Annotated in this window: 25 protein-coding genes and 1 pseudogene; 19 read left to right on the top strand and 7 right to left on the bottom strand. The window is 39.9% G+C overall.

Translation table 11 applies throughout. The features are described from left to right. The first annotated feature begins 94 nt into the window (after positions 1-94). The 8 genes from BIV59_RS03110 to BIV59_RS03080 all read left to right on the top strand — a co-directional run bounded on the left by BIV59_RS03110 (position 95) and on the right by BIV59_RS03080 (position 7525). A complete protein-coding gene (locus BIV59_RS03110; RefSeq protein ID WP_071349984.1) occupies positions 95-1123 on the top strand; it encodes an ABC transporter ATP-binding protein in 1029 nt (342 codons plus the stop codon). Continuing rightward, positions 1101-2027, top strand: coding sequence for an ABC transporter ATP-binding protein (locus BIV59_RS03105; protein WP_071349983.1), 927 nt, complete (start codon positions 1101-1103; stop codon positions 2025-2027). Before BIV59_RS03110 ends, BIV59_RS03105 begins: the two co-directional genes overlap by 23 nt. Before the next feature lie 14 nt (positions 2028-2041). Further along, positions 2042-3007, top strand: a complete 966-nt coding sequence (gene opp4B / locus BIV59_RS03100; protein WP_071349982.1) for an oligopeptide ABC transporter permease — start codon at positions 2042-2044, stop codon at positions 3005-3007. A 23-nt stretch (positions 3008-3030) separates the two neighbouring features. Beyond that, positions 3031-3930 carry an ABC transporter permease gene (locus tag BIV59_RS03095; protein ID WP_071349990.1) on the top strand — a complete coding sequence of 300 codons (900 nt, stop codon included), beginning with the start codon at positions 3031-3033 and terminating at the stop codon, positions 3928-3930. Positions 3931-3950: 20 nt separating this feature from the next. After that, positions 3951-5735: an oligopeptide ABC transporter substrate-binding protein gene (opp4A, locus tag BIV59_RS03090; protein ID WP_071349981.1), complete on the top strand. Its 1785-nt coding sequence runs from the start codon at positions 3951-3953 to the stop codon at positions 5733-5735. Between the two features lie 175 nt (positions 5736-5910). Continuing rightward, positions 5911-6099 (top strand): hypothetical protein, encoded by a 189-nt coding sequence (locus tag BIV59_RS03085; protein ID WP_071349980.1) that lies wholly within the window; start codon positions 5911-5913, stop codon positions 6097-6099. Between the two features lie 32 nt (positions 6100-6131). Then, entirely contained in the window at positions 6132-6284 is a 153-nt protein-coding gene (locus BIV59_RS23480) for a hypothetical protein (RefSeq protein WP_170846072.1), read from the top strand. Between the two features lie 191 nt (positions 6285-6475). Further along, a complete protein-coding gene (locus BIV59_RS03080) occupies positions 6476-7525 on the top strand; it encodes a M42 family metallopeptidase (protein ID WP_071349979.1) in 1050 nt (349 codons plus the stop codon). 49 nt (positions 7526-7574) lie between these two features. Here the strand turns inward: BIV59_RS03080 and BIV59_RS03075 are convergent, their stop codons facing one another. Together BIV59_RS03075 and BIV59_RS03070 are read right to left on the bottom strand one after the other, a co-directional pair. Further along, positions 7575-7682: a 3-methyladenine DNA glycosylase gene (locus BIV59_RS03075; protein WP_071349978.1), complete on the bottom strand. Its 108-nt coding sequence runs from the start codon at positions 7680-7682 to the stop codon at positions 7575-7577. A gap of 31 nt (positions 7683-7713) precedes the next feature. Continuing rightward, a complete protein-coding gene (locus BIV59_RS03070) occupies positions 7714-8136 on the bottom strand; it encodes a pyridoxamine 5'-phosphate oxidase family protein (protein WP_071349977.1) in 423 nt (140 codons plus the stop codon). 429 nt (positions 8137-8565) lie between these two features. Here BIV59_RS03070 and BIV59_RS03060 point away from each other — a divergent pair, with 429 nt between their 5' ends. Beyond that, the gene (locus BIV59_RS03060) at positions 8566-9378 is read left to right on the top strand and encodes a cyanophycinase (RefSeq protein WP_071349975.1); all 813 of its coding nucleotides are present in this window, start codon (positions 8566-8568) and stop codon (positions 9376-9378) included. Next, positions 9375-11996, top strand: coding sequence for a cyanophycin synthetase (cphA, locus tag BIV59_RS03055; RefSeq protein WP_071349974.1), 2622 nt, complete (start codon positions 9375-9377; stop codon positions 11994-11996). Before BIV59_RS03060 ends, cphA begins: the two co-directional genes overlap by 4 nt. A 45-nt stretch (positions 11997-12041) precedes the next feature. Here the strand turns inward: cphA and yidC are convergent, their stop codons facing one another. Together yidC and BIV59_RS03045 are read right to left on the bottom strand one after the other, a co-directional pair. Next, entirely contained in the window at positions 12042-12824 is a 783-nt protein-coding gene (gene yidC / locus BIV59_RS03050) for a membrane protein insertase YidC (protein ID WP_071349973.1), read from the bottom strand. A 28-nt stretch (positions 12825-12852) separates the two neighbouring features. Then, entirely contained in the window at positions 12853-13143 is a 291-nt protein-coding gene (locus BIV59_RS03045; RefSeq protein WP_071349972.1) for a hypothetical protein, read from the bottom strand. Between the two features lie 322 nt (positions 13144-13465). Between BIV59_RS03045 and BIV59_RS23905 the strand changes: the two genes are divergently transcribed. Then, positions 13466-13717, top strand: coding sequence for a hypothetical protein (locus tag BIV59_RS23905; protein ID WP_071349971.1), 252 nt, complete (start codon positions 13466-13468; stop codon positions 13715-13717). Positions 13718-14050: 333 nt separating this feature from the next. On the opposite strand, the gene BIV59_RS03035 is transcribed toward BIV59_RS23905, so the two are convergent. Next, positions 14051-14857 carry a glycerophosphodiester phosphodiesterase gene (locus BIV59_RS03035; RefSeq protein ID WP_071349970.1) on the bottom strand — a complete coding sequence of 269 codons (807 nt, stop codon included), beginning with the start codon at positions 14855-14857 and terminating at the stop codon, positions 14051-14053. Positions 14858-15282: 425 nt separating this feature from the next. Between BIV59_RS03035 and BIV59_RS03030 the strand changes: the two genes are divergently transcribed. From BIV59_RS03030 to BIV59_RS03020, 3 genes are read left to right on the top strand one after another with little or no spacing between them, the layout of a single operon-like run. Then, complete coding sequence (locus BIV59_RS03030; protein ID WP_071349969.1) at positions 15283-15501, top strand: DUF1659 domain-containing protein; 219 nt, start codon at positions 15283-15285, stop codon at positions 15499-15501. A 20-nt stretch (positions 15502-15521) separates the two neighbouring features. After that, the gene (locus BIV59_RS03025) at positions 15522-15740 is read left to right on the top strand and encodes a DUF2922 domain-containing protein (protein WP_071349968.1); all 219 of its coding nucleotides are present in this window, start codon (positions 15522-15524) and stop codon (positions 15738-15740) included. Between the two features lie 42 nt (positions 15741-15782). Further along, positions 15783-15977: a YvrJ family protein gene (locus BIV59_RS03020; RefSeq protein WP_346417297.1), complete on the top strand. Its 195-nt coding sequence runs from the start codon at positions 15783-15785 to the stop codon at positions 15975-15977. A gap of 60 nt (positions 15978-16037) precedes the next feature. Here BIV59_RS03020 and BIV59_RS03015 read toward each other — a convergent pair whose 3' ends face one another. Further along, positions 16038-16454: an organic hydroperoxide resistance protein gene (locus BIV59_RS03015; RefSeq protein WP_071349967.1), complete on the bottom strand. Its 417-nt coding sequence runs from the start codon at positions 16452-16454 to the stop codon at positions 16038-16040. A 336-nt stretch (positions 16455-16790) separates the two neighbouring features. Between BIV59_RS03015 and BIV59_RS22655 the strand changes: the two are divergent. Together BIV59_RS22655 and BIV59_RS03010 are read left to right on the top strand one after the other, a co-directional pair. Further along, positions 16791-17033: pseudogene (locus BIV59_RS22655) on the top strand (IS1595 family transposase); the annotation flags it as partial. After that, the gene (locus BIV59_RS03010; protein ID WP_071349966.1) at positions 17034-18011 is read left to right on the top strand and encodes an HD domain-containing protein; all 978 of its coding nucleotides are present in this window, start codon (positions 17034-17036) and stop codon (positions 18009-18011) included. 199 nt (positions 18012-18210) lie between these two features. Here the strand turns inward: BIV59_RS03010 and cspD are convergent, their stop codons facing one another. Next, a complete protein-coding gene (cspD, locus tag BIV59_RS03005) occupies positions 18211-18411 on the bottom strand; it encodes a cold-shock protein CspD (protein WP_071349965.1) in 201 nt (66 codons plus the stop codon). Positions 18412-18900: 489 nt separating this feature from the next. Here cspD and BIV59_RS03000 point away from each other — a divergent pair, with 489 nt between their 5' ends. From BIV59_RS03000 to BIV59_RS02995, 3 genes are all read left to right on the top strand, one after another. Further along, positions 18901-19365: a hypothetical protein gene (locus BIV59_RS03000; RefSeq protein ID WP_071349964.1), complete on the top strand. Its 465-nt coding sequence runs from the start codon at positions 18901-18903 to the stop codon at positions 19363-19365. 86 nt (positions 19366-19451) lie between these two features. Continuing rightward, positions 19452-19577: a hypothetical protein gene (locus BIV59_RS24195; protein ID WP_256212950.1), complete on the top strand. Its 126-nt coding sequence runs from the start codon at positions 19452-19454 to the stop codon at positions 19575-19577. 362 nt (positions 19578-19939) lie between these two features. After that, positions 19940-21514 carry a peptide chain release factor 3 gene (locus tag BIV59_RS02995; RefSeq protein ID WP_071349963.1) on the top strand — a complete coding sequence of 525 codons (1575 nt, stop codon included), beginning with the start codon at positions 19940-19942 and terminating at the stop codon, positions 21512-21514. Positions 21515-21707: the final 193 nt, after the last annotated feature.

Genomic DNA, 21707 nt, shown 5'->3' with positions numbered 1-21707 from the left:
GCTATTGAATATTTATTAAAAATTGTTTACACTCAGAATAATTATCAGAAAATTTATTATTTTATTAAAAAAGTAAAAGTTAGGGGGGACTTCAATGGGTAAACCAATTCTTCAGCTAGAAAACCTAACAACATCATTTCAAATTGGTGATGATTATCACGCTGCTGTAGACGGTGTTTCATTTACAGTTTATGAAAATGAAATTGTGGCTGTTGTAGGCGAGTCAGGCTGCGGAAAAAGTGCATTGGCGCTATCCATAATGAAGCTTCATAATCAAAAACGCACCAAATTTGATGGGGCTATTAAATATAAAGAAACCAATATTGTTCCATTGAGTGAATCGCAAATGAATAAAATCAGGGGGAAGGATCTCGGGATGATCTTCCAGGAGCCGCTTACAGCTCTTAATCCGCTGATGACAATCGGCAAGCAGATAGAGGAGAACCTGGATTTTCATACCGATCTTACGAAAGAGCAGAAGAAAGAGAGAACTCTTGAGCTGCTGGCACAAGTGGGCATTCCCTATCCAGAGCGTACGTATAAACAGTTTCCTCATGAGCTTTCCGGCGGGATGAGGCAGCGTGCGATGATTTCTATAGCTATTGCATGCAGCCCGGCTTTGGTTATTGCGGATGAGCCAACAACGGCCCTTGATGTAACAATTCAGGCTCAAATCCTGGATTTGCTAAAGTCCATCCAGCAGAAAACACAGATGGGAATCATTCTAATCACACATGATTTAAGCGTTGTTGCTGAAGTAGCAGACAGGATTGTCGTCATGTATGCCGGCCAGGTGGTTGAAACGGGTTCAGTGAAGGAGATCTTCAATAACCCTCTTCACCCATATACACGATCGCTTTTGAATTCGATTCCTTCAGCCACACTGAATAAAGACCGGTTGCATGTGATTGAAGGAATTGTTCCTTCACTGGCAAATATGGACCGGAAAGGCTGCCGGTTTAAAGAAAGAATTTCATGGATTCCTGATTATGCTCATGAAGAATCTCCTCAGCTGCACGAGGTGGATAAAGATCACTGGGTACGCTGCACCTGCTATAAACATTTTCATTTTCAGGGTGAAGAAGGAGAAGAGATAACACATGACTTTACTCAAAGTAAATGACTTAAAAGTTCACTTTCCGATAAAAGGAGGCTTTTTCAGGAGAGTTGTTGACTATGTAAGAGCCGTTGATGGTGTTTCTTTTGAACTTCAGCAAGGGGAGACATACGGATTGGTCGGTGAATCCGGAAGCGGTAAATCTACAACAGGCAAGGCGATTGTGAAGCTCGAAAAAGTGACTTCGGGCCAAATTTTGTTTGACGGCAAGGATTTGGCAAAACTGAACCGAAGGGAAATAAAGCCTTTCCGAAAAGACATACAAATGATCTTCCAGGATCCTTACTCTTCTTTGAACCCTAAAAAAAGAGTTCTGGATATCATCGCTGAACCTCTTCGTAATTTTGAGAGAATGTCGCCAGGCGAAGAAAAAAAGGTTGTCCAGAATTTCCTGGACAAAGTAGGGCTTAACCCTGAATCCATCTATAAATATCCTCATGAATTTTCCGGCGGGCAAAGACAGAGGATTGGGATTGCCCGGTCTTTAACCCTGAAGCCAAAGCTTATTATTGCAGATGAGCCTGTTTCTGCGCTGGATGTATCTGTACAGGCGCAGGTGCTGAATTTCCTTCAGGATCTTCAGAAAGAATTTAACTTAACGTATCTTTTTGTCGGCCATGACCTGGGAGTAATCAGGCATACGTGTGACAGGATGGGAGTCATGTACCGCGGCCGTCTGGTAGAAGAAGGAACCAGCCAGGAAATTTATGAAAACCCGCAGCATATATACACTCAGCGGCTGATTGCGGCTATTCCTGAAATACAGCCGGAGGTACGCGAGAAAAGAGCACTTATGAGGCAAAAGGTTAATGAAGAATTTAAACGCTCATATTCCTCCTATTTTGATGATAATGGCAGGGCCTATGACTTAAAATCTATTTCCAGCACACATAGAGTGGCATTACCATAGGGGGCGAAGAAGACATGTGGAAGTTTATTTTAAGACGATTATTGATCATGATTCCTCAGCTGTTTATTTTGAGCATTATTATATTCCTAATGGCTAAAGCTATGCCGGGAGATGCCCTGACAGGAAAGCAAATGGATCCGAAGGCAGATGCCAAGAGAATAGAAGAAATCCGAAAGCAAATGGGACTTGATGATCCTGTACCAGTTCAGTATGTTCATTGGATCAAAAATATTTCACATGGCGACTGGGGAGTATCCTATACGCATAAAACCCCTGTGCTTGATGTCATAGGCGACCGGATATGGAATACAATCTATCTCGGCATCGCTACACTTATACTTACATACCTGATAGCCATCCCGCTTGGAATCTTGAGCGGAAGATACAATGATTCATGGATTGATAAGCTGATTACCGGTTATAACTATATAGGCTATGCAACACCCATATTCATTTTCGCATTAATCGTATTGTTTGTGTTTGGGTTTAAACTAGAATGGTTTCCGACTGGCGGAACGGTGGATCCCCAGGCTGTACCTGGAACCTTTGGCTACTTTATGAGCAAAGTGTATCATCTGATTTTGCCGACGCTAAGCGGTGCACTCATTGCTACAGTGACCACTGTACAATATTTAAGAAATGAGATTATTGACACGAAGATTAAGGACTTTGTAAGAACTGCACGTTCAAAAGGGATTCCTAATTCGAAAGTGTACAACCGCCATATTTTAAGAAACTCGCTGCTTCCTATTGCTGCTTTTATGGGATACGAGATTACTGGTATAGTTGTCGGCTCCATTTTCGTAGAATCTATCTTTGGCTATCCTGGAATCGGGCAGTTATTTGTTAAGTCGGTTCTGCTTCGTGACTTTAGTGTAGTTAATGCGCTGGTAATCATGACAAGCTTTGCCACACTGCTTGGCACTCTTCTTTCAGACATTATATTAAGTGCGGTTGATCCGCGAATACGCATTGAATAGGAAGAAGGTGAATATACATGGAGATGAAAGTTGAATCAGCAAAACCTGTAATTGTTAAAGAAAAAAGTCCCTCAGGCTTCAGGGTCATACTCAGGGAATTAAAAAGAGACAAGCTTGCTATAGCCTCCATAATCATTCTAGGCCTCATCCTGATTGCTGTATATGGCACTTCTATTGTTATGGATGTTAATAAAATAGTCAAAGTGGATTTCCTGTCCATTTATATGCCTCCGTCTGCTGAGCATTTGCTTGGCACAGATTATGGCGGCAGGGATATCTTTGGACAGCTTATTATAGGTACAAGGAATTCCTTTACAATCAGCCTTTGCATTACGACCATAACAGCTATTGTTGGTCTTGCTGTAGGATTGATTGCAGGATATTTTGGCGGAATTATTGACGGAATCATTATGAGGGTCATTGATTTTATTATCATCCTTCCGTTTTTAATGCTCGTTATCGTAATCGTAACGATCATCCCAAAATTCAGTATTTTTGCGTTTATCTTAATTATTTCTGCTTTTTACTGGACAGGAAAAGCAAGGCTGATCCGTTCGAAGGTACTGGCAGAAAGGGAATTGGATTATGTTCATGCCTCCCAGACACTTGGCACGCCGAACTGGAAAATCATCCTTTTCCAAATTCTGCCTAACGTCAGTTCTCTTATTATCGTGAACTTTACACTTAATTTAGCTGGCAATATAGGCATTGAATCCGGCCTGACTTTCCTGGGCTTCGGCCTTCCGGAAAGCACGCCGAGCCTTGGAACACTGGTGGCATATGCAACAAATCCGGATGTTCTGGAAAATAAATGGTGGATCTGGGTACCTGCATCAGGCATTATTTTAGTGCTAATGCTGAGTATAAATTTTATTGGCGAAGCGCTTAAACGCTCTGCTGATGCAAGACAAAGAAGAGGTTAATTAAAGGGGAGTGAACCACAATGAAATTAAAAACTTATAGTAAAGTATTAAGCGCCATGGCAGTATCTGCACTTCTGCTGTCCGCATGCTCATCAGACGGCGGTTCAACGAAGTCAAACGGAAAAGAGAATAATACTGCAAAAGTTGATACTTCAGCATTTAAGACTAAATCATCCAATAATAAAGCAGATGTCAGCGATGGTGTTTTAAATTATGGTCTAGTTTCCGACACACCTTTTGAAGGAATCCTAAACAGAGCATTTTACGAAGGTCAGCCAGACTGGGAAGTTATGAAATTCTTTGACGAGAGCCTTCTAGGCGCTGACGATAACTTTATATATGATCAGTCAGGCGCAGCAACCTATAAGCTATCGAATGATAACAAAACGATTACATTAAAAATCAGGGATAATGTAAAATGGCATAATGGAGATCCTGTAACAGCTGAAGATCTTGAATACGCTTATGAAGTAATCGGCAGCCCTAAGTATGCCGGAGCCCGCTATGATACCCAAATGAGCATGGTTGAAGGAATGGCAGCTTATCATGCAGGAAAAGCCAAGAAAATCTCAGGGATCAAAATTACCGATCCTCATACCATTTCCATTACTTTTACGCAGGCTAATCCTTCCGTGCTGACAGGTTTATGGACAGCTCCGCTGCCGAAAAAATACTTAGCAGGAATTCCTGTTGATAAAATTGTTTCTTCTGATCAGATCCGCAAAAAGCCGATTGGGTTTGGGCCATATAAAATTAAAAGCATCGTGCAGGGAGAGTCTGTAACATTTGAGGCAAACAATGATTACTGGAAAGGCAAGCCGAAAATGAAGGGCGTTGTCCTTAAGGTTGTAAATCCGCAGATCGCCACTGCATCTCTTCAAAAAGGCGACCTTGATGCTGTAGGCCAGCTTCCAGTTGAACAGTATGATCAAGCTAAAAAACTTAAAAATGTTGAAATCCTAGGAACGGTAGATTTGGCTTATTCTTACATTGGATTCAAAATGGGCCATTATGATGCGAAAAAAGGCGTCAATGTGATGGATCCTAATAATAAATTCAAGGACAAGCGCCTTCGCCAGGCAATGGGCTTTGCACTTGATAATAAGACGGTTGGAGAAAAATTGTATAAAGGGCTCCGGTTCCCTGCAACAACGGTTGTGCCTCCTTCCTTCCCGAAATATTATGATAAGGATGTAAAAGGCTTCACATATAACAAGGATAAAGCGAAAAAGCTTCTTGATGAAGCAGGCTACAAAGATACAAACAAGGACGGCTTCCGTGAGGATCCGAATGGCAAGGAATTCAAGCTGAATTTTGCAACTATGAGCGGAAGCGACATTTCTGAGCCATTGGCAAAATTTTATATCCAGTCCTGGAAGGATGTTGGCCTAAATGTTGAGCTTCTTGACGGCCGTCTTCATGAATTCAACTCTTTCTATGATAAGCTGAAAAAGGATGATCCAAAAGTGGACATCTACCAAGCAGCATGGGGTACCGGATCGGATCCAGATCCATCCGGCATCTGGGCAAAAGAAGCGCCATTTAACTACACCCGCTGGGTTAATGATGAAAACGATAAGCTTTTAAAAGAGGGCATCTCGCCAAAAGCATTTGACGAAAGCTACCGAAAAGAAGTTTATAACAAATGGCAGGAGCTTATTGATGAAGAAGCTCCAGTAATTCCAACATTGTTCCGTTATACTTTGGCTGGCTTTAACAAGCGTGTTAAAGGAGTTAAAATGCTCGGCGGCGAAGTGGATGACTGGTATGATGTATCTGTAACTTCTGAATCACCGGAAAAATAATTTAACAAAGAGGCGGCAGGTTTCCAACCCTGGCCGTCTTTTTTCTTGTAAAGAATTCTTTTCTTTTAGCAAGCAGTTTAGCCGGCAAGGAAGGACTTCTATTTAAATGTAAACGTTTCATTTTGGTTAAAAACGGATATATATAGATAAACGTTCCTTGAAGGAGTAGATTTTAATGGAAATCATTAATCCGAATGAGACAAAGAGAGAGCTTGAGAGGATGTTTACCGAAGGCCTTGGAAGAACTCTTTCCCCCTATGAACATGAAATCCTGGATGATATCGTGGCCTATCCAGATGAAAAGAGAATTTCCTTTTTGGAAATGATGAAAGAACTGGTTAATAAGCATGCAAGAATCAGCTAATTAGAAATAATCCTAATAAAGGAGTGAAAACCATGAGCTATGGAGAATGGTATCAAAAGCGAAACCCTATATACACTAAATGGAAGCATCGTTGGAGCAGCAGAGCGAATATGGAAAACGGCTTGCTTTATGCAATACCTTCCGCTATCATGATTGCTCTTCCTTTTATGGTTTATCTTTTTTAGCAGACAGTGAAAAGAGCTCCATCCTCAGGTTGAGGATGGAGCTCTTTTAGGTTCAAAAGCATCTCAGTTATTATTTTCGCTGAGCCTTATGATTCTTTCCTTAAATAGGAAGGAAGCATGATATTTATCTTTTTAAAAAATGAAAAAGAGATATATAATAGAAATATTCAAAGTATTAGGGGGAGATTAAGCTGACCGGGCTAATTAATGAAAAAGATATTGTTTCATATATAAAAGAATTAGTTGAAATTCCAAGTCCATCCGGGTATACGGAAGCTGCTATTGCACATGTTGCTTCATTCATGCAAAAAAAAGGCATCTCCGCACAGATTACGAATAAGGGTGCCTTGCTTGCGAGCATTAAAGGGCAAGATGACAGCAAGCACAGACTTTTAACAGCCCACGTAGATACGCTGGGTGCCATGGTTAAAGAAATTAAAGGAAATGGCCGTTTAAGGCTGACTATGATCGGCGGTTTCCGCTGGAATTCAGTGGAAGGAGAGTACTGCAGCATCCATACAGCAGACGGAAGGATTTTCACTGGGACTATCCTGATTGATCAGACATCGGTTCATGTTTATAAAAATGCTGGAGATGCAAAAAGGGATGATAAGACCATTGAAGTCCGGATTGATGCAAATGTCAAAACCAAGGATGAAACAGAGAAACTTGGGATATCTGTAGGAGATTTTGTTTCCTTTGATCCCCGTGTTGAAGAAACAGATCATGGCTTTTTGAAATCCAGGCACTTAGATGATAAAGCCAGTGTCGGCATCCTGATGCATTTAATAGATGTAATTAATAAAGAAGGAGCCGCATTGCCGTATACCACACATTTCTTAATTTCTAATAATGAAGAAATCGGCTATGGAGGAAACTCGAATATCCCTGCTGAGACAATAGAATATCTTGCGGTAGACATGGGGGCAATCGGAGAAGGGCAAACCACCGATGAGTACAGCGTTTCAATCTGTGCCAAGGATTCGTCTGGTCCTTACAATTATAGATTGAGGCAGCATTTAGTTTCACTTGCAAAAGCGAATGAAGTGGATTACAGAGTGGATATTTATCCTTATTATGGATCAGATGCCTCAGCTGCCATTAGAGCGGGCCATGATGTTGTCCATGGCCTTATAGGTCCTGGCATAGATGCCTCCCACGCATTTGAAAGAACACATACTAAAGCATTAATCCATACTGCAGGGCTGCTGTATCATTATTTGCATTCCCCGCTTGCTTAACTCCATAGCAAAAGCGGCCCTTTTCAGGGTGCCGCTTTTGTTTTTACTATTAATGCTTTGGTTTATCAGTATCTCTCTGAGGATCGATATCCTGCCCGCTTTCTTTTTTCTTATCCTGTTCTACTGAATCATTATCTTTTATCTTATTTTCTTCCATAAAACATTCCTCCTTAAAATTATCCTGGCTGTTATAATTCAAGTTTTTTTGGGCCTTCGCCTTTGCTGTTCATAAGCAGAATGCTGTCTGGAATAATTTCAAGTATTACATAATTTGGATCTTCCGGACCATCGAACCATGGTTTAAGATGGTCATTCCACATTTGCTTTTTCAATTCAGGAGAATCCTTTACCTGGGATGTACCGTTGACTTCAACATATGAATCCCCGAAACCTTCTCCATCATATCCAAGCAAAACATGCACATATGGGTTGCTTTCAATTTCATCCACTTTTTCTGTTTCACCGTTTGTAGCGGTATAAAGAGTAGTGCCGTCATTAAAAAACGTCATATATCTCGCATGGGGACGGTCATTTTGTACAGAAGATAGTACTCCGACTTTATTTTCTTCAAGAATTTTTAAGATTTTCTCCTTTAATTCCTGCTGTTCCATTTTACCACTCCTCTTTAGTGACATAGTGTTACTTTTCCTCTAAAAGAAAAAGTCTAAACCTTCTTTTATTAAGGCTGCTTTCGTAAACTTTACTGCTAGGGAAAAGACGGCTGATTTCCTCTCAAATTTAACAAGGGATTGCCTCAGAGAACTCATTGAGAAATTAAAATCTTTAAGAAAAGCGCCTTTATTATTAACCAGCTGGTTTTCAGCGCACTTCATAATCTTTCGGACACACAGATTAATCAGCGCCACAAGTACCCCGGAAATTGGGGAAATGACATTTGCTGATGCAAAAATAATTTTATATGAATGAAAGCCTGACAATTTTTGCATACTACAAAGTATGCATTTTTAATCTTGTGTCTTTTGCTGAAAAGGCAATCCAGGATTTCTAACAATTCCAAAAGCAAAGGTGAGCAATCAAAAATGAATGTTGGAGAATTACTAATTATCGGCGGGGCCGAAGAAAAATGTTCTGACGCAGAAATTTTAACAAAATTCATTGAATTAGCCGGTGGAAAAGATGGCAAAGTAGGCATCCTGCCAACAGCAAGCAAAATTCCAGCAGAGGTTAGTGAAGAATACATTAAGACCTTTAAGAAATTAGGAGCCGAAAAAATAGAAGTTATTCACGTGGAATCAAGGGAACAAGCAGAGGATAAAAGGGTCGCCGATCTAATTTCGTCTTTGTCTGCCGTTTTTATTTCCGGGGGCGACCAAGGCCGTTTAACAGACTTGATTGGAGGAACAAACCTCCATCAATCTCTTACAGACAACTGGAGAAGGGGCATGGTTCTTGCCGGAACATCAGCAGGGGCAAGCATTATGGCAAAACAAATGATCCTCTCTGCGGATATGAAGTTAACAGACAATAAATTGAAGGTAAAGCTTGGGGAAGGGTTCGGTTTCCTGGATACCATTCTCATTGATCAGCATTTTTCTCAAAGAGGGAGATTTGACCGTTTATTAAGTGCAATTGCCCAAAATAAAGATACCATAGGGATCGGCATAGATGAAAACACAGCCATTTTAATTGATAATGAAAAATTTGAAGTATTCGGCCAGCACCAGGTACTGGTGATGGATGGAATTAACAGTGATTTTATAGACGTCAATATCTCTGAAAACGGCAGCGAAGAACTGACCGTTTCTCAATTTCAAGTTACTGCGTTAACAAAGGGATTTCAATTCGATTTGATAAAAAGAAAGCTAATACACCAAAAGGGGATAAAAGAATGAAGATCAACTGTGTGAAATACTTGAAGGGGCCCAATTATTTTACCTATTCACCTTCAATTTTCATCGAATGTGATATTGAAGAACTGGAATACCGGCCTTCTGACTCTATCCCTGGTTTTACAGAAACTCTGCTGAAGCTGCTCCCGGGCCTGAAGAAGCACACTTGCTCTCCTGGATACGAAGGAGGATTTGCAGAGAGGCTTGCAAGCGGCACCTGGATGGGGCATATTCTCGAACACATAGCTATAGAAATACAGGTTTCAGCAGGCATTGATGTTAAAAGAGGCAAAACACTGACAGGGAACCAGCCTGGCATTTACTATATTACTTATAGCTACAAGGAAGAGAAATCAGGATTATTTGCCTTTGAGGCAGCCGTTGAAATCATTAAAAGCATACTTGCGGATGAAAAAAATATTCCGGTTAATGACTTTATAGAAAAAACAGCAGCCCTTTTTTATAAAAATAAGCTTGGGCCAAGTACAGAGGCAATTTACGAAGCGGCACTTGCTGCCAAAATACCCGTCCAGAGAGTCGGCACGGAAAGTATGCTTAGATTGGGAACAGGCTCCAGGCAGAAATTCTTGCAAGCCACCATTAGCAGCCAAACCTCAAATATAGCAGTGGAAACTTCCTGCAATAAGCAGCTGACAAAAGAAACCCTGCAGGCATGCGGGATTCCAGTTCCGCAGGGGGAAGTTGTCGCTTCTATGAGTGAAATATTTCATACTGCAGACAGACTTGGTTTTCCTTTGGTCATCAAGCCTCTAAACGGAAGACAGGGACAGGGAGTCATTACAAATATAAAGAATAAGGATGAACTTTTTAATGTGGTGAACTGCCTGGGTAAGCATGAAGATACCTATATTTTAGAACGATATTTTGAAGGCAATGATTATCGTCTGCTGGTTGTTGATGATAAGCTTGCTGCTGCCAGTATGCGTACGGCTCCATTTATTATCGGCAATGGAAAAGACTCCATCCGCAATTTAATTGAGGAAGAAAACCTGAACCCGCTTAGAGGAGATGGACATGAAAAACCCATGTCAAAAATCCCGCTTAATCATTCGGTTTCCTGTTTTCTTGAGAAATTCGATTTGACCCTGGAAAGTATACCGGAAAAGGGCAAGATCATTGCAGTTGCAGGAAATGCCAATCTTTCTACAGGGGGGAGAGCGAGTGACGTTACAGAGCAGGTGCACCCTTCAATAGCTAAAATGGCTATATCTGCAGCGAAAGCTATCGGCCTTGACATAGCAGGAATAGATTTAATTTGCAAGGATATCTCTAAACCTGTGAACATAAATGAAATGGCAATTATTGAAATAAATGCAGCACCTGGAATACGGATGCATCTATATCCTTCTGAAGGGGAAATGAGGGACGTTGGCAAAACAATTGTGGACTATCTGTTTCCAGACAGAAGGGAAGCTGCAATCCCTATCATCTCAATAACGGGAACAAACGGAAAAACGACTACCGCCCGCCTCGTTCATCACTTTCTTTCCAAAGAAGGGATAGCAGTTGGAATGGCCAATTCTGATGGGGTCTTTATCGGTCAGCAGTGCCTTCATCAAGGAGATTGCAGCGGACCTATCAGTGCAAGACAGGTGCTTAATCATCCCATGGCCGATTTTGCAGTTCTTGAAACAGCAAGAGGAGGCATACTTCGTGAAGGGCTGGCTTTTAGGAATTGTGAAGTAGGGATTGTGACCAATGTGGCAGAAGACCATTTAGGGAGCGATGCAATAGATACTTTTGAACAGCTCGTTAAGCTTAAAAGGCTTATTCCTGAAGTTGTCCATGAAGAAGGCTATTGTATATTAAATGCTGATGATGAGCAGGTTGCAAAAATGGCTCCATACTCAAAAGGAGAAGTCATTTATACTTCAATTAATGAGCATTGCCGATATATCCAAAATGCCATTAAAAACGGAAAAAAAGCCTGGTTCTTAAATCATGACTCCTGGGTGGTTTATCATGATGGCAACGAATTAATCATGTTCCTGGATTGCCGGGATATACCAATAACAATTAATGGTTCAGCCAAGCACAATATTTCCAATGTTCTGCAGGCGCTTGCAGCAGCTCATTCACAGGGGATTTCCCTGCATGAATTAAGAAAAAAGGCTAAATCATTTATTCCTGATTCTGTTTTATCTCAAGGGAGATTTAATTATCAGGAAATCAGAGGCAGGAAAGTTCTTGTGGATTATGCCCATAATACCGCAGGGTTAAAAGCCATTTTTGATACGATTGCCGTATTTGATAAAAAGCGTGTCATATCAGTAATTGCGGGGCCAGGAGACAGGAAAGATGAAGATTTGAAAAAGATGGCGAAAATCACAGCGGATCATTCGGATATTTTTATTATTAAAGAAGATGATGACCTGAGAGGAAGAAAGCCTTTTGAAGTTGCGTCAATCCTAAAGGAAACGGCACTGGAATGCAGTATGGAAGAACATCAGACTCTCATTGTCCCGAAAGAGCTTGAGGCATTCAAGAAAGCTTGGGAGATATCGGTGCCAGGTGATCTGCTTTTGTTGTTTTACACAGATTTCGCGTATGTGAAGGAGTTTTTGCAAGGAACCATGAAACAATCATCGTATAAGCGGTAAGAAAAAGGTCCGGCTGGCAAGCCGGACCTTTTTGTGAGTTTTTTATTAGTTTTTGTCTAAAGAAGTTTGTTTGCCAGACTGCGGCAATTCATCCTTCTTGTAGATGCGCTTCAAGACCATGGTCTGGATAATCAGGAATAGTCCTCCTACTGACCAGTATAACGGCAATGCCGCTGGTGCAGTAAATGAAACAAACAATATCATTACTGGCGAAAGAAGGCCCATAAATTTCATGGTATTTTGCTGTTCAACTGGCATCTGCTGCAGGGAAACACGGAATTGCAGGTAGTAGATGATGCCGGCAATGATTGCCATGATATGGCTGGCCTGCCCAAGATTGTACCAAAGGAAGTTATGTGTCGCTATCTCATGTGACCCCTTAATTGCATAATAGAAGCCCATAAGTATCGGCATTTGAATTAAAATCGGCAAACAGCCCATGTTCAGCGGATTGACGCCGTGTTTTTGATAAAGCCCCATCATTTCCTGCTGAAGCTCCTTTTGTTTCGCGGGATCTTTTGTTTCTTTGATTTTCTTTTGGATGGCATCCATTTCAGGCTTTAAAAGGGCCATTTTCCCCTTCATCTGATTTTGCGTTTTATATTGTTTCATTGTCAGCGGCATTAATACCAGCCTGATGATAAACGTCATCATGATAATGCTGATTCCGAAATTTCCATGAAAAAGACTGGCGTTGAATTCAAGCATTTTAGTCATCGGATTAACAAGCAGATTATGAAAAACTCCTGTGCCCCCAGAAGTTGCCTGGCACCCTGATAAAGCAAATAATAAAGTTAATGCAGTTAAAGCAAGTACTATTTTTTTCAATTTCTTTCCTCCTCAAATTGTTTTACATTCATTTCAAGAGAGAAGGAAAGCTTGGTCCATCTGAATCATCAGGAGATTCTTTTCTTCTGACATAAGTGAAAAAGCGCTGCAGGCCCAGCCTGTTAAACTGGAAAGAAACAAGATTTGCCTGCTTCCACTGCTGTGTGCGAAGAAGATAATCGTACTTTTTAAAAGAAACGGAATCCTTTTTATTGATGATATATACAGCCGCAAAAGGGAGCAGGAATGTTAGCATATAGCCTGCCCACATTGCGCTGCGAAGGGTATTATAGTCTATTTCAAGCATTAATTCCCACATAGGAAACCCTCATTTATTGTAAAATGTCGTATCAGTATGCTGTTAGGCAGTGTGTTTGATTGTGTATGTTCTGCCTGATTCATTTTTTCATGAATCATATTTACCACTATAACAGTTTTTGTCCCGAAAATAAAAAAAAATTAATGGAATTCTGCAGCCTGTCCTAATAGCAGTATATGATTTCCAGAGATACTGTAAAACATGTTATCAGCGGTGTGAATTTCATACTGGCTTTATTTATCCAAATGGGTGTTTGGGCATGCATCTATATAAAACAATCTTCATAGTTATATTTAAAGCTAATATTAGGAGTGTGATGCCCATGAACGGATATAACCCGCAGCACCCATGGTACTATGGCCAGTATTTAAAAAAAGAACCCTGCAGTACCTTTCAGGAAAGATTCCCGCCATCTGGATTTCCGCAATTTTCGCCGCCTGGATCTTTCTTTCCCCCAGGCAACTCCCAGAATCCTTCGGGGCCGCAGCACCCTCCGCAAACGGGAGGCCAGGGAGGAAGCCAGCCTCCAGGGCCGCCGCAGGTCCATATTCCATATGAAGCCCAGGGCCACTAATTGAAGGCAGTAGATCCCGGTTCGCTTCGCGGCTGTTTATACAGATATACGTTTATATGGCTTCGAGACGGGCGCTCCTTCTGGTACTACCCGACATACATTGGCCGCAGTTCTGCAGCGGGTTACCGGTGGAAACCTAATTCAAGGCAATGGACCTATTACAAAATAGATGCGAATGAAATCCGTTCTTTTGAATGAACCTAACGGGACTATTTAAAAAGAGAGATTTTTAATTTACTGATTTAACAACAGAATGGAAATCACCAAAAGAAAACAGCTGCAGACTTTATCTGGCAGCTGTTTTTATATGCATGGAAGATTACTGCAGATTTTTTAAAAGTAATCGGGAAAATCTGTTGTTATGCCGTTAATGCCAAGACGGCTGAATTTCTTGATATATCTTTTTCTATTGACTGTCCAGGTAAATACAAACATATTATGACTTCTTATGCGCTTAATAAGCTTTTTATTGATCATTAGCCATTTAGGATTCACAAAGCTCGCAAATTCGGATATTTCAGCTAAGGTTTTTTCTGGAATTCCTCGCAGCGTATATTTAAAAAGAACGCCCGCCTGTATGTCCGGCAATAGCTGATGAACTTTTTTCATGGAATCAATACTAAAAGAATGAATCATGATTTTTTGGCTGCTTTGTACATTGCGCATAATAAGTTCTTCTGCAAGCTTGTTTTCGATGCCTTCATGCATGCCGGGGTGCTTTATTTCAATGAGCAATCCGGCATGGTGCAGGTATTTGTCTAAAACCTCGGCAAGAGTTGGTATTCTTTCATGTTTAAAAGCAGGGTCAAACCAGCTTCCTGCATCAAAGCCTTTTAATTCTTGTGCTGAATAATCGCTGACTTTTCCTTCCTGTTCAGTTGTCCGTTTGAGTGTGTAGTCGTGGCAGACGATTAATGTTCCATCTTTACTGAGCTGAATATCAATCTCAATGAAATCAGCACCCATTTGTATGGCTCTGTCAAAAGCGGATATTGTATTTTCAGGGCAATAACCGGATGCACCCCTGTGCCCTATTTTTAGAGGGCGGTTTTTGTTCTGAATGCGGCAGCCATTCTTGATCTTGCACAGCAGCCAAAAAAAGAGTGAAATACCTGCAGCTCCAGTAATAATCCAGACCATCATAATCCCTCGTTTGTATATGGATGAAAAGCACTTAACTGTATTCGTTTGCTGGAATAAACCAGACATAAAACATAAGCAAAGGCTCTTTTCTTAAAGATTGTTGTTACTTAAATAGTTCTCGAGGCAATTCCATTGTAATAGCAGGTTGATTGGAGCGGAAACCGAAGCATCCTGGAGCGGAAATCAACCCCTTGTTTCATAGCAACAAAGTTTACGAAAACAGCCTAAGCAAAAGAAGGGACAGCCGCCCTCCCGAAATTAGCGGAATATCAATAAAGAGTAAAGTAACTCGCTGGTGGAAGTGTCACTTTATCATAGTAGATATAATTTGAACAATCAAAAATTTATTTCATCATTATTTATACTACATGCTGCTTTTCCTCCATTCAAGTATATATAGAGTTTGAAAGGAGGTGAGGATGATGGCTAATGGAGTCCTTTACTCGAGCACACTTAAATTAAGCTTTGACACAGGCATGAATGAAAAGGGGGAAGCTGTGCTGAAAAGAAAGTCCTATGCAAATATCAAAACCCAGTCTACAGCTGCTGAGCTGTTTTCAGCTGCAAAATTGATAGCCAGCCTGCAAGTTAATCCGCTTCAGGAGGTTGTCCGTGAAGATGCAGCAAGTCTGCATGAATAAAATAATAGGAGGGATAATAAATGGCTAAAACTCTCGAATTGCTGTTTGCCACTCTGCAAGGCAAAACGGCCGTGCTTTCCATCGATGACCCGAAAGAGCCTGTTGATATGGCTAAGGTCAAACAGGCAATGGATCAAATTATTACATTAAATGTTTTTACTTCACGAACAGGAGATTACATCAGCAAAAAAGGAGCCCGTGTAGTAGAGCGAAACGTTGATGATTATGAAATGAATTAAGAATCTAGCTGCTTCCATAAATTGCAGCCGCAGCAGGTGTTTTTGAAATTTTTTGCAGGGAAGTGTGGTGCTGAAAAAATGGATCAGCTTCTTCCATTTGTAAGCGATGTAGGATTTCCTATTATCGTAACCCTTTATCTGCTTCATAGAATTGAAGCAAAACTGGATATGGTGAACGAAACCCTTATTGCTCTGCCAGATCGATTGAAAGATGGAATCCATAAGAAAGCAGGCTGACAGAAGAAAGGCATGATGAGCACAGCTCATCATGCCTTTCTTCTATTATTGATATAAAAATTACACAAGAATTAATGTTACATCGATATTGTTTCGTGTCGCTTTTGAATACGGACACACCTCATGCGCTTTTTCCATGAAGGATTTAGCTTCTTCGCGCTCAAGATCGGGAAGTGAGACATCCAGTCTTACCGCAAGCTTAAAGCCGCCGTCTGCTTCATCTTTGCCGATAGTTACATTTGCTGTAACAGATGAATCAGTTTTTTTTCGTGCTTTGCTGAGTACAAGGTTAAGGGCGCTCCCGAAACAAGCAGAATACCCCGCAGCAAAAAGCTGTTCAGGATTAGTTGCATTTTCTCGGGATCCGCCCATTTCTTTAGGGGTTCTTACATCAAAGTCAAGAATGCCATCCTCTGATTTAACATGGCCATCTCTTCCTCCTTCAGTTGTTACAGCTGCTGTGTATAGTGGTTTCATACTGAACATCTCCTTTTTGTAGGTTTACGTATAATTCAATAATTCCCCGCACAGGATTTCTTAAACGGAATTATGTGCAGATGCTATATTTTTTTGTGAAATGATGTGCGGGATAAAGGAGCTTTTTCATTAGGCTTTGTTAAATAACTCTGTTGATATTCGAAAAAATCAAACAAGCGTTCTATAATTAAATCAAGAACACTTGCTCGGAGGAATTGTAATGACTTTAAGAGAATTGATAGCGGAGATTAAAAAGTTGAATTCAGCAGAACAACATCGTTTAAAAGAATTCTTTATCATTTCATTTGGGTCTTTTCTGCTTCGATACATTCTTTTAAAGGGCGGTATCATATTCAAAATGTCAACAACTATCATAGTAGATTAAAAGGTTGGATGAAACGGATTCAATGGTGTGGCAGCAAAATACCTCGACCATTATTTGAGTTGGTTTCATTTGGATATTGTGAAGCATCGAAGTGATAATGCATCTATACCAAAATGCTTGTGGAAAGCTGTTTATTCTCCACAAGCATAACAAATGAAAGGATTAACAAGTTTCTGGAAGGGGGCGTAGGGTAAATGAATATAATAGATAGTATTTATGGCGATTATTTAATAGATGGAATTCTTGAAGAACTTATTTTCAGTAATCCAGTACAAAGACTAAAAGGCGTTTACCAAGGAGGAGCAAGTTATTTTGTTAATGAAAAGTGGAATGTAACGAGGTATGAACATTCCATAGGCGTAATGCTCCTAATCAAAAAACTTGGTGGCTCTTTAGAAGAACAAATCGCAGGATTACTTCACGATGTATCGCATACTGCATTTTCGCACGTTATTGATTTTGTGTTTGAAAATAAAAATGAAGATTACCACGAAAAAATTTATCATCAAATCATAACAGATTCAGAAATCCCTCGTATTCTTAGTAAATACGGATATGATTATAAAAACATTCTTTTAGACAGCTCTAATTGGAACTTGCTCGAACAACCAGCTCCTGAGTTATGTGTTGACAGGATAGATTACACCTTGAGAGATATGTATCGATACGAAAACATCACAATAGAGGAAATTGATGTTTTCTTAGGTAATTTAATTATTATAGAAGGAAAAATATACTTAAAGGATATAAAGACTGCTGAATGGGTTGTAAGAACGTATTACCAAGAGGTTATTGATTTCTTTATGAATCCTCTTAATATTTATGGTTATGATTTCTTGGCTAAGACTTTAAAAATCGCTTTGGATAAAAAAATAATTAATACAAATACACTACTCGGAACCGATGAAGAAGTAATGGACTTCTTGCATTTATCCAACGATATGGAGGTTGAAAATCTTATAAATCACATACATCGAGGTGTAATTGTTAAAGAAGATAAGGCCGAATATCATTTGCATCGTAAAAATAAAGTGAGGTTAATTGACCCATCTGTATTCTATGATGACCAACTTATACCTTCTTCTGAATTATCATTTGAAATTAAAAAGATGAACGAAAACGCTAAGAGAAAAGCTGAGGAAGGTATGTATGTGAAAATAATTTCAAACTAATTTTCTTTTTAAAAAATATTTTGGGACTTTCAATAAGAAGTCCCAAAATATTTAAGAAAAAACAACCATAAATTTTACCATAGCCTTTCATTAAATTAAAAAAGCCAGAATAATAGGAGAGCAGCTTCATGACGAAAAAAATGAAGAGGATGCTGCTTGCAGGAGCTGCATCCTCTTCATTATGGTGTAATTCCCTAAATTATAATTTCACGACGTTTTTAGCTTGAGGTCCGCGGTTGCCTTCTTCAATTTCGAATTCAACTTCTTGGCCTTCATCAAGGCTTTTGAAGCCTTCACCTTGGATAGCAGAAAAATGTACAAATACATCGTCTCCGCCTGGAACTTCAATAAATCCAAAACCTTTTTCACTGTTAAACCATTTTACTTTACCTGTTACCATTGAAAAATCCTCCTAAAAATAAACAAAAATTAATATGCTATTCCAGCTTCCCATTTGTGAATGTGAAGTGGAAATTCACACATTATCAAACCCCCGCTGTGTATGGGTGCAGATGTTTGATAATGTATGAATTTAAGGAATTTCTGGTAGAACATCAGTTAATAAAATTATAATTCAATATTTGAAAAATAACAACAAATGTGACGGTGAAAACTTATTCCATATCATCTCCTGCTTTTAATGGAATATACATCTGTTAATAAACCTGTGATTTTTTTGCTGTTTTCCCTGCACATTGCGCAGGAATAGTGAAAGCTGCTTCCATGTAAAATCTGCAGGGTATAATAAGCAAGCCAAAAAGATATAAGTTGGCTTTGTCGTTTTTTTACCCGCATCGATTAAAATTAAACCCTATAATTTGTATTTTTTTTCTGAAGTTTATTTTTTATTTAATAGGAGAAACTCTTTGGAAAAGGAGGCTCTATTAAAATGTTGAAACTTAATAAATGTATACCTGTTCCTGTACTATGCATGGTTTTGATGGCTGGCTGCGGGGCGGGAGGGGAAAATGATGCTTTGCAACCTGTCCGGGAGCCGAGTGTGAAGGCAGCACAAAAAGACAGCTTGAATGATTCAGACGTACATACAGCAAAAGAACTAAAATCCGGATCTATGAAGGTTTTGTCTCTGATTGAGAGCATGGTAAAAAAAATGAAGCTGTCAAGCGATGCGGAAATCAATAATATGGGCGCTGAAGTAGAAAGAAAATGGGACAAGATAGAGAAGCTGGTAGAGAAAAAGTATCCGCAGGATTACAAAAATATTGAACAAAGTCTGTATCCTTTGATTGCAGAGGCGAAAAAGAAAAAACCCGACAGACAGAAGCTTGGTAAGTTTTCCGAGGAAACTAGACAAAAACTGATTTTGTTTCAGTCACATTTGAATCTTCCTTAACCATACTTAATTCTTCTCTTCATATTATCATCATGTTTCTTTTTTAGTCTTACGGGTAAATGGAGAGTAAGAAAGGGTGATAAAGCATGGCAAAAGGAATTTTTAAAAAAGTGATCATTGCAGCTGCACCGCTTATAATCAGCCAGGCAGGCAAGTATTTAAGGAACAGGAAAAGAGTAAAAAACATGCAGCAGGCAAATATGGTAAAATAAAAGGCGCTTACTGAGCGTCTTTTTATTTTGCCCAAAAACTGGATCCAGCGGCATAAAGTTTAAGAGGTAAACGAACTGAGATGCTTGTTTCTGCATATAATGGCAGGCAATGAATGATACTTGGCAAGGTTTATTGATGGGCATGTAGCCAAGGAATAAGCAATTATGATATATTTTTTTATGTGTATAAAAAATTTGCATCAGCAGGCTACATATAAGGATGCTGACAGGTTATGGGATGTTTACGCATTTTTTGAAAAAGAGAAGGAAAGGTTGCATTTTAATGTAAAGGAATATTAGGCCCCCGTAGAGGGCATTTACAAATAAAACAGGCAAATTGAACGATGAAAGGAATATGATACATGACTACTTTAAAAGATGAGGTTCAATCAAGGCGGACCTTTGCCATCATTTCTCACCCTGATGCCGGTAAAACGACACTGACTGAGAAATTGCTGTTATTTGGCGGTGCGATCCGTGATGCTGGAACAGTAAAGGCAAGAAAAACAGGAAAATATGCGACAAGTGATTGGATGGAAATTGAGAAACAGCGCGGAATTTCGGTTACATCCTCCGTTATGCAATTTGACTATGATGATTTCCGGGTCAATATTCTTGATACCCCTGGTCACCAGGACTTCAGTGAAGATACGTACCGTACGCTTATGGCAGTGGATAGTGCGGTTATGATTATCGATTCGGCAAAGGGTATTGAAGATCAGACAATTAAGTTATTCAAGGTTTGCCGGATGAGGGGCATCCCCATTTTCACGTTTATCAATAAAATGGACCGCCAGGGTAAAACGCCGCTTGAATTGCTTTCTGAGCTTGAGGAAGTACTGGGAATAGAATCATATCCAATGAACTGGCCGATAGGGATGGGTAAGGATTTTGTAGGAATTTATGACCGGTTTAATAATAGAATAGAACAATTTAAGACCGAAGGGGAAGACCGCTTTCTCCCGCTGAATGAGGATGGAGAGCTGGCAAGCGGCCATGCTTTGAAAGATTCTCCTTTATATGAACAGACACTGGAGGAAATTATGCTTCTTTCTGAAGCAGGAAACCAGTTTTCAGAAGAAAGCATCGCAAGCGGCAAGCTGAGCCCTGTGTTTTTCGGAAGTGCGCTTACAGCTTTTGGGGTACAGACATTTTTAGATGCTTACCTTCAATTTGCCCCGGCACCTCAACCCCGCTCATCATCAGCTGGAGAAGTAAACCCGGTTGGCAATGAGTTTTCCGGTTTTATTTTTAAGATTCAGGCGAATATGAATCCTAAACATCGTGACAGGATTGCCTTTTTGAGAATTTGTTCAGGTAAATTCGAAAGAGGGATGAGTGTATTTTTAAGCCGGACGGGCAAGCCGATCAATCTGTCATCATCCACCCAATTCCTGGCAGATGACAGAAATATGGTAAATGAGGCAGTTGGCGGCGATATTATCGGTTTATATGATACAGGGAATTACCAAATTGGCGATACAATCACGACAAGCAAGGATATGTATCAATTTGAGAGGCTCCCGCAGTTTACACCCGAGTTGTTTGTTCGGGTTACGGCCAAAAATGTCATGAAGCAAAAACATTTCCACAAGGGAATTAACCAGCTTGTACAGGAAGGGGCCATTCAGCTGTTCAAGACAGTAAGGATGGAAGAATATCTTTTAGGTGCAGTCGGGCAGCTACAATTCGAGGTTTTTGAGCACAGGATGAAAAATGAATATAATGTTGAAGTGATTATGGAAAGAATGGGCAGTAAAATCACACGCTGGGTTGAGGATGAAAAGCTGGATGAAAATCTTCACAGCTCAAGAAGCGTACTTGTGAAAGATCGTTATGGCAAATATGCATTTTTATTTGAAAATGAGTTTGCTCTTCGATGGTTCAATGATAAAAATCCCGATGTAAAGTTATTTAATCCGATGGATCTTAAATAAGACCAAAACAAAACCGCACAGCTTTGTGCGGTTTTGTTTTGGCTTGCGGCAAAAAGCTCTTTTCATCACCCCTGTTATTAGGCAGTATTCAGCCTGCAGAAGGCTTTGTGAATCTGCAAAACTAATCACCTGTGAGAAAATGGAAGAATGAATCTTTTTAAAGTTCAGTCTTTGCGTTACAATGATAAATGAA

The sequence above is a fragment of the Bacillus sp. MUM 13 genome, from assembly GCF_001866725.1.
GTDB lineage: Bacteria > Bacillota > Bacilli > Bacillales > DSM-1321 > Peribacillus.
The sequence above is the reverse complement of the archived record's forward strand: the minus strand, read 5'-3'. Positions and strand labels throughout refer to the sequence as shown.